The organism is uncultured Roseobacter sp., from assembly GCF_947491795.1.
GTDB lineage: Bacteria > Pseudomonadota > Alphaproteobacteria > Rhodobacterales > Rhodobacteraceae > Roseobacter.
The window spans coordinates 887,585-899,962 of sequence record NZ_CANLKW010000002.1 but is presented as its reverse complement, the minus strand read 5'-3'; the positions used below and the strand labels follow the sequence as shown (position 1 = coordinate 899,962).

General features: G+C 60.3%; 13 protein-coding genes and 1 pseudogene. 1 reads left to right on the top strand and 13 read right to left on the bottom strand.

The window, feature by feature from the left end:
- Positions 1 to 167 precede the first annotated feature (167 nt).
- The 7 genes from Q1A34_RS11325 to Q1A34_RS11295 form a co-directional block, all read right to left on the bottom strand.
- Positions 168 to 374 carry a cold-shock protein gene (locus tag Q1A34_RS11325; protein ID WP_300033826.1) on the bottom strand — a complete coding sequence of 69 codons (207 nt, stop codon included), beginning with the start codon at positions 372 to 374 and terminating at the stop codon, positions 168 to 170.
- A gap of 297 nt (positions 375 to 671) precedes the next feature.
- Positions 672 to 1,823, bottom strand: a complete 1,152-nt coding sequence (locus Q1A34_RS11320) for a hypothetical protein (protein ID WP_300033824.1) — start codon at positions 1,821 to 1,823, stop codon at positions 672 to 674.
- Between the two features lie 269 nt (positions 1,824 to 2,092).
- The gene (locus Q1A34_RS11315) at positions 2,093 to 2,389 is read right to left on the bottom strand and encodes a 50S ribosomal protein L23 (RefSeq protein ID WP_300033822.1); all 297 of its coding nucleotides are present in this window, start codon (positions 2,387 to 2,389) and stop codon (positions 2,093 to 2,095) included.
- Positions 2,386 to 3,003, bottom strand: coding sequence for a 50S ribosomal protein L4 (gene rplD / locus Q1A34_RS11310; RefSeq protein WP_300033820.1), 618 nt, complete (start codon positions 3,001 to 3,003; stop codon positions 2,386 to 2,388). Before rplD ends, Q1A34_RS11315 begins: the two co-directional genes overlap by 4 nt.
- Positions 3,000 to 3,875: a 50S ribosomal protein L3 gene (gene rplC, locus Q1A34_RS11305; protein WP_300033818.1), complete on the bottom strand. Its 876-nt coding sequence runs from the start codon at positions 3,873 to 3,875 to the stop codon at positions 3,000 to 3,002. Before rplC ends, rplD begins: the two co-directional genes overlap by 4 nt.
- Before the next feature lie 19 nt (positions 3,876 to 3,894).
- Positions 3,895 to 4,215, bottom strand: coding sequence for a 30S ribosomal protein S10 (rpsJ, locus tag Q1A34_RS11300; protein WP_195819727.1), 321 nt, complete (start codon positions 4,213 to 4,215; stop codon positions 3,895 to 3,897).
- Positions 4,216 to 4,456: 241 nt separating this feature from the next.
- On the bottom strand, positions 4,457 to 5,134 hold the full coding sequence (locus Q1A34_RS11295; RefSeq protein WP_300033816.1) for a VPLPA-CTERM sorting domain-containing protein: 678 nt from the start codon (positions 5,132 to 5,134) through the stop codon (positions 4,457 to 4,459).
- A 409-nt stretch (positions 5,135 to 5,543) separates the two neighbouring features.
- Here Q1A34_RS11295 and Q1A34_RS11290 point away from each other — a divergent pair, with 409 nt between their 5' ends.
- Positions 5,544 to 5,759: a hypothetical protein gene (locus tag Q1A34_RS11290; RefSeq protein WP_300034129.1), complete on the top strand. Its 216-nt coding sequence runs from the start codon at positions 5,544 to 5,546 to the stop codon at positions 5,757 to 5,759.
- A gap of 19 nt (positions 5,760 to 5,778) precedes the next feature.
- Here the strand turns inward: Q1A34_RS11290 and Q1A34_RS11285 are convergent, their stop codons facing one another.
- From Q1A34_RS11285 to Q1A34_RS11260, 6 genes and pseudogenes are all read right to left on the bottom strand, one after another.
- Positions 5,779 to 6,447, bottom strand: coding sequence for a L,D-transpeptidase (locus Q1A34_RS11285; RefSeq protein WP_300033814.1), 669 nt, complete (start codon positions 6,445 to 6,447; stop codon positions 5,779 to 5,781).
- A gap of 344 nt (positions 6,448 to 6,791) precedes the next feature.
- A pseudogene (gene tuf, locus Q1A34_RS11280) lies at positions 6,792 to 7,967 on the bottom strand (elongation factor Tu).
- Between the two features lie 77 nt (positions 7,968 to 8,044).
- Positions 8,045 to 10,162, bottom strand: coding sequence for an elongation factor G (fusA, locus tag Q1A34_RS11275; RefSeq protein ID WP_300033812.1), 2,118 nt, complete (start codon positions 10,160 to 10,162; stop codon positions 8,045 to 8,047).
- 65 nt (positions 10,163 to 10,227) lie between these two features.
- Complete coding sequence (gene rpsG, locus Q1A34_RS11270; RefSeq protein WP_300033811.1) at positions 10,228 to 10,698, bottom strand: 30S ribosomal protein S7; 471 nt, start codon at positions 10,696 to 10,698, stop codon at positions 10,228 to 10,230.
- A 12-nt stretch (positions 10,699 to 10,710) separates the two neighbouring features.
- Positions 10,711 to 11,082: a 30S ribosomal protein S12 gene (gene rpsL / locus Q1A34_RS11265; RefSeq protein ID WP_011570072.1), complete on the bottom strand. Its 372-nt coding sequence runs from the start codon at positions 11,080 to 11,082 to the stop codon at positions 10,711 to 10,713.
- A gap of 427 nt (positions 11,083 to 11,509) precedes the next feature.
- Entirely contained in the window at positions 11,510 to 12,376 is an 867-nt protein-coding gene (locus tag Q1A34_RS11260) for a DMT family transporter (RefSeq protein WP_300033809.1), read from the bottom strand.
- Positions 12,377 to 12,378: the final 2 nt, after the last annotated feature.

Below are 12,378 nucleotides of genomic sequence, written 5' to 3'. Positions count from 1 at the left end.
ACCAAGCAGCACTGCGCCCTGAACAGAACGCATCGGCGCGCGCGCATCCGCAGGGCAGTGGCCTCGCGATCCACGTAGTTTGCCGCGGCACCCGCGCACGAAAAAGGGCGCGTCCCGAAGAATGCGCCCCGTTCCGGTTCTGTTGTCCCCGCGTGGGGACGCAAAGCTTACGCCAGTGCGAGGTTTGTCGCGCTTTCGCGGCCATCACGGCCTGCTTCGATGTCGAAGGTCACTTTCTGGTCGTCGCTCAGACCTGTCAGGCCAGCGCGTTCAACGGCAGAGATGTGCACAAACACGTCTTTGCTGCCGCCGTCGGGCGCGATAAAACCAAAACCTTTAGTAGTGTTGAACCATTTGACGGTGCCAGTAGCCATCGTCGTACTCCTTGATTTAAGACTGCCCGCATCATGCGGCAGATCGGCAAAGTCATTGAAAGATCGTATGACAGAGCTTTTTGGAGCAGTGTAACCGATAGATAATGTAACGTCGCACCGCCCGCCTACGCGCCCTGGTAGCAAATAGCAAGCAATTTAAATTGGTGGTGGAACGGGCAACCGGGCTGTCCCGGCGGATTTCCGCGCGACTTTGCGGCCTGTTCCGACGCGTGGCGGAGGGCTGGTCGTGCGGCGCCTGTTCTTTGCCGCCGGGCGCTGCTGGCACATCTGCGGGACCTAGCGTTCCTCGCGGTTACGGCGCCACCAGGGCAGCGGTTCAGGCTCGGGCTCGACCAGTTTGGGCCGTCCGGCCAGCCAGATTTCGACCCGGCCCGGCACCTGTACATTCTGCGAAAAGTCGCGCGCGGGCACGCCAAGTTCCTCTGCCAGCGCCATTGCCGCATCGGCTGTTTCCGCACTGTAATAGCGCAGATGGGTTGTCGACACGCGGAATGCCTCGCGGCCGATGCCTGCCACCTCGATGCCGTTGGCCTCAAGCTCGGCCACATAGCCGCGCAGACGTCCCTGCGGCAGGCCATCGGGTGCATGGATGAAAAACGCGGGCGGCGCGACCGGTGTCCAGACCTGGTCGGTGGCCGCGTCCGGCGCGGCGAGTGAGCGCAGCTGCTGCGCATCGTCGGGCGCCAGATCAACACTGGTGTAAACGATGTCCGAGATCTGCGGCATGGGTCCGGTTACCGGCAGAACAGGCTCGGGCGCGGGCAGACCATACATCAGCACCGGGATCACATCTGCCGCGGGGCCTTCCGGCGTTTCTGTCTGCGCAGGCTGGATGCTATCGGGCGATTCGGTCAGCGCGGGCGCTGCATCAGCCACCGGTGCGGGGGACAGCGGGTCATCCTGCTGCGCGGATTGCGGCAACAGTTTTTCGGGCTCGATCAGGGCGGGATCGGTCGCGGCAAGGGATACCTCTGGCAGGCTCACAGGCGCTGGCTGCGCGGCGGGCAGCGGTTGTGCGATAACGAGCGGCTGCTGTGCCGGGACGGTCTGGCCCGCGCCAATCAGTATCCCGATGCCCAGCACAGCCCCAAGGCCAAAACCGGCACTGCCGGAGAAGATGAACAGGGCTTTGACGGCGGCAGGGCCCGTAATCCGCAGCCGGACGGCTGAGTCTGCATCGGCCTGAACGGGCGCAGGCAGCGGTGACTGTTCCGGGGTCGGGCTCACAGGCGGGGGTGCTTCGCCCTTTGCCGCGTCGGGCGCTGTCGCCGAATTTGCCGTCGCCCCGGCCATGGCGCGCGCGGACAGCACCTGCGAGCGTTTGGCGCGCGCCGCACTCAGCCGCTTTTCGAGGCTGGTGTCCGCCGTCCCGCCCACAGGGGTATCGGCGGAATTGTGAGTATCGGTGTTCGATTCATTGTCAGACACGGCATCTGCTCCCGAAAAGGTACGGTCTCCAGGACTTGCAATCGAGACCCATCGCAGCGCGAAACCGTTAATTTCCTGGAACAAGTACCTAATCTAGCACGACAAAAGGGTTTATTGGTGGCCTATTTGCTACAGTAGAGCGTTAATGACCGGGCGGGATCCCTGATGTGCCCTGACCAGCGGTGATCCGCCTGCGCAATGTGCAAAACGAAAAACGCCCCGGGGCCATCTGGCACCGGAGCGTCTGTCACAGGACGGATATCCGACGGTCAGAGACCGGTGGATACGTCGATTGTGTTGCCCTCTTCGAGCGTCACATAGGCCTTTTTAACGTCTTTACGCTTGCCCATCTGGCCGCGGAAACGTTTGACTTTGCCTTTGGTGATCGTGGTGTTGACCGCTTTGACCTTGACACCAAAGAGCGCCTCGACGGCCTCTTTGATCTGCGGTTTGTTGCTGCCCATTGCCACTTCGAAGACCACGGCACCGTTTTCGGATGTCATGGTGGCTTTTTCTGTGATGATCGGCTTGCGGATCACATCGTAGTGTTCTGCTTTGGCACTCATTTCAGTCGGGCCTCCAGAGCTTCGACACCCGCTTTGGTGATCACCAGCGTGTCACGCTTGAGGATGTCATATACGTTTGCGCCCATTGTCGGCAGGATATCCAGACCGTCAATGTTGCGTGCTGCCTGAGCAAAGTTCTCGTCCACAGAGGCACCATCGATGACCAGCGCGCGTTTCCAGCCCAGGTTTGCAACCTGTTTGGCCAGAGCGGCGGTTTTGCCTTCGGCGGCGGCTGCGTCGATGATGACCAGCTCACCGGCCTGCGCTTTTGCGGAGAGTGCGTGGCAGAGGCCCAGCTTGCGGAACTTTTTGGTCAGTTCGTGACCGTGGCTGCGCGGGGTCGGGCCCTTGTAGATACCACCCTTGCGGAAAATCGGTGCGTTGCGGGAGCCGTGACGTGCGCCACCGGTGCCCTTCTGGCGGTAGATCTTCTTGGTCGAGTAGCTGGTCTCGGAACGGGTCTTGACCTTGTGCGTACCGGCCTGCGCGTTGTTACGCTGCCAGCGGACGACACGGTGCAGGATGTCCGCGCGCGGCTCCAGACCGAACAGCGCTTCGTCCAGCTCTACAGAGCCGGCTTTGCCGCCGTCGAGTTTGATGACATCGAGTTTCATGCGTCACCTTCTTTCTTGTCTTCATCCGCGGCAGGCGCGTCGTCAGACTTTTCAGCTTCGATTTCAGCTTCGGCTGCTTTCAGCGCTTCGGCTTCTGCGGCTGCCTGCTCTTCGGCCAGACGCTTGGCTTCTGCTTCGGCCTCGGCTGCGGCTGCAGCGGCGGCTTCTTCAGCGGCTTTCGCGGCTTCTTCGGCTGCGGATTTCAGAGCGGCTGGCAGGATAGCATTCTCAGGGAACGGCTTTTTGACCGCATCCTTGACTGTAACCCAGCCACCTTTGGAGCCCGGCACAGCGCCTTTGACCATGATCAGGCCACGGTCTGTGTCTGTGCGGACGACCTGCAGGTTCTGCGTGGTGACACGGGCTGCACCCATGTGACCGGCCATTTTCTTGCCTTTGAAAACCTTGCCCGGGTCCTGACACTGGCCAGTGGAGCCGTGCGAACGGTGAGAAATAGACACACCGTGCGACGCGCGCAGACCACCGAAGTTGTGGCGCTTCATCGCACCGGCAAAACCTTTACCGATGGAAGTACCCGCCACGTCAACGAACTGACCTTCAAAGTAGTGATCCGCGATGATTTCTTCGCCCACACCGATCAGGTTCTCTTCGTCTACGCGGAACTCGGCCACTTTACGCTTGGGTTCCACTTTTGCCGAAGCAAAGTGACCGCGCATGGCCTGGCTTGTCCGCTTGGCTTTGGCCACACCGGCGCCGAGCTGAACAGCTGTGTAGCCATCCTTTTCAACGGTCCGCTGGGCCACAACCTGCAGCTTGTCGAGTTGAAGAACGGTCACAGGGATCTGCTTGCCGTCTTCCATGAACAGCCGGGTCATACCGACTTTTTTTGCAATAACGCCTGAGCGCAACATATGATTACCCTCCCTGCGCTTATGACTGCAGCTTGATCTCGACATCCACACCAGCGGCCAGGTCGAGCTTCATCAGCGCGTCCACGGTCTGGGGGGTCGGATCAACGATATCCAGCAGACGCTTGTGCGTGCGGATTTCGAACTGGTCACGGGATTTCTTGTCAACGTGCGGGCCACGCAGAACGGTGAACTTCTCGATTTTGTTCGGCAGCGGGATCGGGCCGCGAACGGAAGCACCTGTACGCTTGGCAGTGTTGACGATTTCTTGTGTGGAAGCATCCAGCACGCGGTAGTCAAACGCCTTGAGGCGGATGCGGATGTTTTGGCTTTGAACGGCCATATGCATCACCCTTTATATCAGGGTCCAGATCGGAGAGGAGGATGGGCGCTCATCGCACACCCTCATCGCGTCTTTTGGTCCAACGGAAAAGGGCGCGGCTGACCGCACCCTCATTGGATTTGGGTCGTTTAGGGGGTCGCGCCCGAAAAGGCAATGGGATTCAGCATATGAATCTGCGCAGCACTCAAAAAAAACGGGGCCACCAAAGCGACCCCGTCTGCATGAATGCCCTGTAAAGGGATCAGGATTTGCGACGACGGCGCGCGGCGACGCCCAGACCACCAAAAGCGGACAGCAACAGCAGGCCCGCTGCCGGGACCGGTACCGCCGTGATGGTCAGGTCATAGAGCGCGGCTGCGTTTTTCTGCGGACCGACGGATCCGTCAATCGTCAGAGTGTAACGCGTGTTGCCCAGACCTGTGAACAGGAAGGGATCGTCGCCCGCCAGGATGTCTGTTGCAAAGGTTCTGCTGACAGACGTTCCGCCACCCGTGAGCGTGAAACGAACACCTTTGGAGTCGAGACCCGGGGTCGGATCGCCGCCCCGGCTTGCCTGGCCCACAAGGCCGGAGTTGGTTTCATATGCACCACCGGCGGAATCTGCCAGCTGGTAGCCGTCGAGATCAAAGAAAACGCCAAAGCTTCTGGACATCTCGAAGGTGTAAGAGAAGGTGTCCACCGCAGAGACGATCCGACCGTGGATCTGCAGTGTGTCGCCGGCGCCGAATGGATTGCCCGCGCCGTCATCAAGCTCAAAGCCGGGTGTGGACGGATCTGCGTCTTCCAGATCGACGGAGCCTGCAACCAGTTTGCGGTTCTGGCCGTCGCCCTCTGTCCATGTGAAAGTTGCCGCAGACGCAGCACCGGCAGTCAGGGACAGGGCAAGGAGTGTCGACGCGATTGCGTTTGAAATCTTCATATCTCTTCCTCGTTACAAAATTCTGCCACAATGTTTACTCGAAATTAACACACCCGTACAGGCGAATTTCCGCTGTTTATTCCCCCCAGCGTTTTTTTGGTCGACAATTCAACCGGTGCGTGATTCTCCGTTGCCCGCCTGCAACATTACCCCCAGCGATTGCCTGATAACCGGGCGTTTGCGCAAGAGTGGACGGCGCACACCAGCGTCAGAACAACGAGTCTCAGCGGCATCAGGGGGATGTCACACTTTCCGCAAAGCGATGATCGCCTTTGTATTGCCGGGTTGTTAACGGATAGCCTGTAAACCGACGATGCGAGTATGAAATTCGCCCCTGTTCCAGAAAGGAGTGGCCGTGCCCTACCGAATTCTTGCGCCAATCGCCCTGTGTTCAACCCTTGCAGCCTGTGTGGATGCTTCCGGACGGCCCGGCGGTGCGCCGGTCAACCTGCCCGCAGCCGTTCAGGACCTGGCGGGACCGAACCAGGACCTGAGCACCGTGCGTCTGATGGACGATGGTTGCTACTGGTACCGGCATCAGGGCCCGGTGGAGGCCACGATGCTGCCGTTACGCACAGCCGCCGGCAACCCGATCTGCACCAGTGCGACTGCAGAGGCCTCCTGACCGGGGCCCCTGCCAGCGTTCAGCTTTGTGCGGAGATGAAGGTCTCGGCCGGATAGAGAATGCTCTTCGATCCTGTCTCGACGTTTTCGTAGAGGCCGATGATATGTGCCATCACCATGCGCACGCAGCCCGAACTGGCACGCCCGCCGATTGAACGCGGGGACGGTGTGCCGTGGATCCGCAGATAGGTGTCGCGGTTCCCCTCAAACAGATAGAGCGCCCGCGCACCGAGCGGGTTTGTAGGCCCCCCGGGCTGTCCGTCCGCATATTTTTCATAAGCGGCGGGGTCGCGGGCGATCATGGCCTTTGTCGGCGTCCACTTGGGCCAGCGTGCCTTGCGCCGGATTGTGTAGGTGCCCGGCTCATAGAGATTGCCCTTGGCGATGGCAACGCCATAGCGCATCGCGGTACCATCATTGCCGACGTGGTACAGATAGCGCGCCACCGCATCGACATGCACATCGCCGGGCACCAGACCATCGTTCGCCTCGACCCGTGTCGGCAGAAATCGGGGATGCAGGCCCCAGGGATTGGTGGTCGCCGGATCGAAATTCGCCGGTGTCACCTGCGCGTCCCATGCGGCCCATTTGCTCTGCGCTCCCAGGGCCTGGGTCGCGGCAAGAGATGCCGGGAGGGCCGCGGAAAACAGCGCGGTTGTCGTTCGGATGAAATGTCGTCTGGTCAGCATGATTTTTTACCCCACTCATTAACGGTCACACAATACACACAAGCCGCAGCAGCGTTGTGCCCCCGCACCGCTATCACGAAACCCGTGCATGTTTTTCTAACAACGCAGGGTCCGATCGGGTTCCAATATACAGCATTTTCGCAAAACTCAGCATGATTCGGGTTGGCGACCCTCTGAGGTGGCGGCGCATGATCCGGTCAGCCGGGCCCCTGGCGCCCCCCCCTTTCCGCCATCTGTGCACAGCAAAAAGGCCACCCCGGGGGGCGGCCTTTCTGTCTGAACCGTCGGACTGCGGTCCTGCTGTCTCCCCCTCAGGGGCCGGCAGGACGTGCTGGTCCGGGGCCTTATTCAGTGATCTTGGACACAACGCCCGCGCCGACCGTACGGCCGCCTTCGCGGATCGCAAAGCGCAGACCCTGCTCCATCGCGATCGGCGCGATCAGCTCAACGCCAAAGGAGACGTTGTCGCCGGGCATCACCATCTCGGTGCCCTCGGCCAGCTGAACCGTGCCGGTCACATCCGTGGTCCGGAAGTAGAACTGCGGACGGTAGTTCGCAAAGAACGGCGTGTGACGGCCACCCTCATCCTTGGTCAGGATATAGGCTTCTGCCTCGAACTTGGTGTGCGGTGTCACGGAACCCGGCTTGCAGAGAACCTGACCACGCTCAACACCTTCACGGTCGATGCCGCGCAGCAGGGCGCCGATGTTGTCGCCTGCCTCACCGCGGTCCAGCAGTTTGCGGAACATTTCAACACCTGTGCAGGTGGTCTTTTTCGTGTCGCGGATACCGACGATCTCGATCTCGTCGCCCACGTTGATCACGCCACGCTCCACACGGCCTGTCACAACAGTACCACGGCCGGAGATCGAGAAGACGTCCTCGACCGGCATCAGGAACGGCTGATCCACCGCACGCTCAGGCGTCGGGATGTACTCGTCCACAGCCGCCATCAGCTTTTTGATCGATTCTTCACCGATCTCAGGGTTGTTGCCTTACATCGCCGCGAGCGCCGAGCCGGGGATGATCGGAATGTCGTCGCCAGGGTACTCATAGGAGGACAGCAGCTCGCGGATCTCCATTTCAACCAGTTCCAGCAGCTCTTCGTCGTCCACCTGGTCCACTTTGTTCATGTAGACAACCATGTGCGGAATGCCGACCTGACGGCCCAGCAGGATGTGCTCGCGTGTCTGCGGCATCGGGCCGTCAGCGGCGTTCACAACCAGGATCGCGCCGTCCATCTGGGCGGCACCGGTGATCATGTTCTTGACGTAGTCCGCGTGGCCGGGGCAGTCGACGTGCGCATAGTGGCGCGCTTCGGTTTCGTACTCAACGTGCGCCGTCGAGATCGTGATCCCGCGGGCTTTCTCCTCGGGCGCGCCGTCAATCTGGTCATACGCCTGGAAATCACCAAAATACTTCGTGATCGCCGCCGTCAGCGTCGTCTTGCCGTGGTCAACGTGACCAATCGTGCCGATGTTTACGTGCGGTTTCGTCCGTTCAAACTTTGCCTTTGCCATGATGGCCTCCTTAGGTGTTCTGTCGGGCGCTCATCGGCCCGGTGTCTGGTGTCAGAGCGCGTTGCCGCGCTCTGGTTTTAAGCGAATTTTGCCTGGATCTCGTCAGAGATGTTCTGCGGCACGGGCTCGTAGTGGTCGAACTGCATGGTGAAGTTCGCACGACCCGACGACATCGACCGCAGCGTGTTGATGTAGCCGAACATGTTCGCCAGCGGCACAAATGCGTCGATGGCAATCGCGTTTCCGCGCGTGTCCTGACCCTGGACCTGGCCACGGCGGGACGTCAGATCGCCGATGATGCCACCGGTGTATTCCTCTGGCGTCACCACCTCGACCTTCATGATCGGCTCGAGCAGTTTCGCGCCGGCTTTCTTCATGCCTTCGCGCATACCCATACGGCCCGCGATCTCGAACGCCAGGACCGATGAGTCAACGTCGTGGAATTTACCGTCGATCAGAGCAACCTTGAAGTCGATCACAGGGAAACCCGCCAGCGGACCGGAGTCCATGACCGAGTTGATGCCCTTTTCCACGCCCGGGATGTATTCTTTTGGAACAGCACCACCAACGATGCGGGACTCGAAGGAATAGCCCTCGCCCGGCTCTGTCGGCATGAGGATCATCTTGACCTCAGCAAACTGACCCGAACCACCCGACTGTTTCTTGTGGGTATAAGTGATTTCGGCCTCTTTCGAGATCGTCTCACGATAAGCCACCTGCGGCGCACCGATGTTCGCCTCAACCTTAAACTCGCGCTTGAGTCGGTCCACCAGGATGTCCAGGTGAAGTTCGCCCATGCCCTTCATGATCGTCTGACCGGATTCCAGATCCGTCTCGACGCGGAAGGACGGGTCTTCGGCAGCAAGACGTGCCAGACCTGTGGACATTTTCTCCTGGTCGGCCTTGGTTTTCGGCTCGACAGCGATTTCGATCACCGGATCAGGGAAGGTCATCGTTTCCAGCACGACCGGATCGTTGACCGCGCAGAGCGTGTCACCGGTTGTGGTGTCTTTCAGACCTGCCAGCGCGATGATGTCACCCGCGAAGGCTTCTGTGATTTCCTCACGGTCGTTGGAGTGCATCATCATCATCCGGCCAACGCGCTCTTTGCGCTCTTTGGTCGAGTTCAGCAGCGTGTCGCCTTTGTTCAGCTTGCCCGAGTAGATGCGCGTGAAGGTCAGCGTGCCAACGAAGGGGTCGTTCATGATTTTGAACGCCAGTGCGGAGAAGGCCATGTCATCGTCCGCGCGGCGGGCAATGTTACGGGTCTCTGTCTCGTCGCCCGGTTTGAAGCCCATGTAATCGACAACGTCCATCGGGGACGGCAGATAGTCGATCACAGCGTTGAGCAGAGGCTGAACGCCTTTGTTCTTGAACGCGGAGCCACAGAGAACGGGGATGAATTTGATCGCGAGCGTGCCTGCACGGATCAGGCGACGCAGTGTGGGTACGTCGGGCTCATTGCCTTCCAGGTACTCCATCATCGCGTCGTCGTCCATTTCGACGGCCACTTCGATCATCTTGCCGCGCCATTCCTCGGCCTGCTCTTTCAGGCTGTCACGGATCGGACGTTTTTCCCACGACGCGCCAAGGTCTTCGCCGGCCCAGACCCATTCTTCCATGGTCACAAGGTCAATCATGCCCTCGAGCTCGGTCTCGGCACCGATCGGGATCTGTATCGGGCAGGGTGTTGCGCCTGTACGGTCCTGGATCATGTGAACGCAGTTAAAGAAGTCGGCGCCGATCTTGTCCATCTTGTTGACGAAAACGATGCGCGGCACTTTGTAGCGGTCGGCCTGGCGCCAGACGGTTTCTGTCTGCGGCTCAACACCGGCGTTGGCGTCCAGCACGGCAACCGCGCCGTCGAGAACGGCCAGCGAACGCTCAACTTCGATGGTGAAGTCAACGTGGCCGGGCGTGTCGATGATGTTCATGCGGTGCTTGGGCGTGTCTGCGGTCGCACCGTCTTCGGTACGTTCCCAGAAGGTTGTTGTCGCCGCAGATGTGATGGTGATGCCGCGTTCCTGCTCCTGCTCCATCCAGTCCATGGTGGCCGCACCATCGTGCACCTCACCGATGTTGTGGGACTTGCCTGTGTAGTACAGGATGCGTTCCGAACAGGTGGTTTTGCCGGCATCAATGTGCGCCATGATGCCAAAGTTGCGGTAGCGGTCGAGCGGGTAGTCGCGTGCCATGGGGCTGCTTCCTCAGGATATCTAAAAACGGATCATCGCGCCCGCGGGGGGGGGCGCGACGTAATTTACCAGCGGTAGTGGCTGAACGCTTTGTTGGCGTCGGCCATTTTGTGGGTGTCTTCGCGCTTTTTCACCGCGGTGCCGCGGGACTGAACAGCGTCCAGAAGCTCGCCTGCGAGGCGCTCTTCCATGGTGTTCTCGTTGCGCGAACGGGAGGCTTTGATCAGCCAGCGGATGGCCAGGGCCTCGCGGCGCTCGGGGCGCACTTCGACGGGAACCTGGTATGTCGCACCACCAACACGGCGCGAGCGGACTTCCACAGAGGGTTTGATGTTGTCGAGTGCTTCGTGGAAGACCTCGACAGGGGCGCGTTTGATCTTTGTCTCAACGCGTGTGAGGGCGTTGTAAACGATGCGCTCTGCGACCGACTTTTTGCCGTCGATCATCAGGTTGTTCATGAATTTTGTCAGAACCAGATCGCCATATTTGGCGTCGGGCAGGACTTCGCGTTTTTCGGCTGCGTGGCGACGGGACATCTTGGTCTCTCCTTACTTCGGACGCTTCGCGCCGTATTTCGAACGACGTTGCTTACGGTCTTTGACGCCCTGGGTATCGAGCACACCGCGCAGGATGTGGTAACGCACACCAGGAAGGTCTTTGACACGGCCGCCACGGATCAGAACCACAGAGTGCTCCTGAAGGTTGTGGCTTTCGCCCGGGATGTAGCTGATGACTTCGAAGCCGTTTGTCAGGCGTACCTTGGCAACCTTCCGCATCGCCGAGTTCGGCTTTTTCGGTGTGGTTGTGTAGACGCGCGTGCAAACGCCACGCTTCTGCGGGCATTCCTGCAGGTGCATGGACTTCGAGCGTTTAATTTTCGGCTGCCGCGGTTTGCGGATCAGCTGTTGGATCGTTGGCATTCCGGTTCTTTCCCCGTCTAAGCTCACATATGTGTGCACGGGGACGACCCCATGCGGTTTAAATTCAGCTGGTCATGCGTCCATGACCGGCCCGGTGCGCGAAAAGCGCGTTTATTTCTCATCGTGTCTACACACGACAACAAAAAAACCGCCTCCGTTTCCGTACCGGGGAAACGACGCGGTGGGATTACAGAGGATCGGGCCGATAGGGGGCCGGATCGTGACCACTTCATTTTGATTACCGGGCACAGAGCGACCCCTGCCTCCGGGATGACGCGCGTATAAAAGGAGTCGGTGCCTGTGTCAACAGCGCCAGAGGCGTTCAGAGGCCAGACCTGCAGCCTGTGGAAATCCCCGCCCGGGACAATGCGCGCCACATGGTATCAGCGGACCAGACGGCGCGGCAAACCCCCTTGTTTTTCAGCATTCACCGGCGCATCAGACTGCGCTCGCGCCAGAGCGTGAAAAGCCCCGTCGCCACGATGATCGCCGCGCCCGCGAGCGTCAGCGGCTGGGGCCAGTCACCGAACACAAACCACCCCAGGACAAGCGCCCAGATAAGCCCCGTATAGCGGAAGGGCGCAATGAAAGACACGTCCCCTGCCCGCATGACCTGCACCGAAAAGAAGTACCCGCCCACAATAAACACCGCCGCCCCCGCGATGAGCCATGCCAGCGGCGCGGTAACCGGAGCCCACGGCGCCGCCAGCGAGGCGAACCCGGACACCACGAGCACCGTGACCGATGCCGAGAGCGTCACCAGCAGCGACGGCACGTCGCGCGACAGACGCCGGGTGGACAGGTCGCGCACCGTGACACAAAGGACAGCAACCAGCGCATAAACCGACCAGACGGTAAAGCCTTCTGTGCCCGGGCGGACAATCAGCAGCATACCGACGAACCCGATGCAGATGGCCAGCATCCGGCGCCAGCCCACCGCCTCGCGGAAAAACAACGCGCTGCCCAGGGTCACGGTCAGCGGCAGGACCTGAAGAATGGCCGTGACATTGGCCAGTGGCATGTTCAGCAGCGCCGTGACAAAGAAATACGCAGCCCCCACTTCCGCGAGCGACCGCAGCGCAATCAGGCCTTTGTCATGCATTGAAACTGTACCCTGCACGGCTCCGCGCTGCCATGCCATCAACCCGATCAGGAGGCTGGCCAGAATACCGCGCAGGAACAGCAGCTGGAACAGCGGCAATGCACCACCCGTCATTTTGAACAGCGCATCATTCAGGGTGAAGCAGGCCATCGAGGCCATCATCAGCAGCGCGCCCGCAAGGTTCGGTGACATGT

Coding starts and splice junctions, on each gene's coding strand:
- Q1A34_RS11325 (WP_300033826.1), bottom strand. CDS start 374: ATGGCTACTGGCACCGTCAAATGGTTCAACACTACTAAAGGTTTTGGT.
- Q1A34_RS11315 (WP_300033822.1), bottom strand. CDS start 2,389: ATGAGTGCCAAAGCAGAACACTACGATGTGATCCGCAAGCCGATCATC.
- rplD (WP_300033820.1), bottom strand. CDS start 3,003: ATGAAACTCGATGTCATCAAACTCGACGGCGGCAAAGCCGGCTCTGTA.
- rplC (WP_300033818.1), bottom strand. CDS start 3,875: ATGTTGCGCTCAGGCGTTATTGCAAAAAAAGTCGGTATGACCCGGCTG.
- rpsJ (WP_195819727.1), bottom strand. CDS start 4,215: ATGGCCGTTCAAAGCCAAAACATCCGCATCCGCCTCAAGGCGTTTGAC.
- Q1A34_RS11295 (WP_300033816.1), bottom strand. CDS start 5,134: ATGAAGATTTCAAACGCAATCGCGTCGACACTCCTTGCCCTGTCCCTG.
- Q1A34_RS11285 (WP_300033814.1), bottom strand. CDS start 6,447: ATGCTGACCAGACGACATTTCATCCGAACGACAACCGCGCTGTTTTCC.
- fusA (WP_300033812.1), bottom strand. CDS start 10,162: ATGGCACGCGACTACCCGCTCGACCGCTACCGCAACTTTGGCATCATG.
- rpsG (WP_300033811.1), bottom strand. CDS start 10,698: ATGTCCCGTCGCCACGCAGCCGAAAAACGCGAAGTCCTGCCCGACGCC.
- rpsL (WP_011570072.1), bottom strand. CDS start 11,082: ATGCCAACGATCCAACAGCTGATCCGCAAACCGCGGCAGCCGAAAATT.
- Q1A34_RS11260 (WP_300033809.1), bottom strand. CDS start 12,376: ATGTCACCGAACCTTGCGGGCGCGCTGCTGATGATGGCCTCGATGGCC.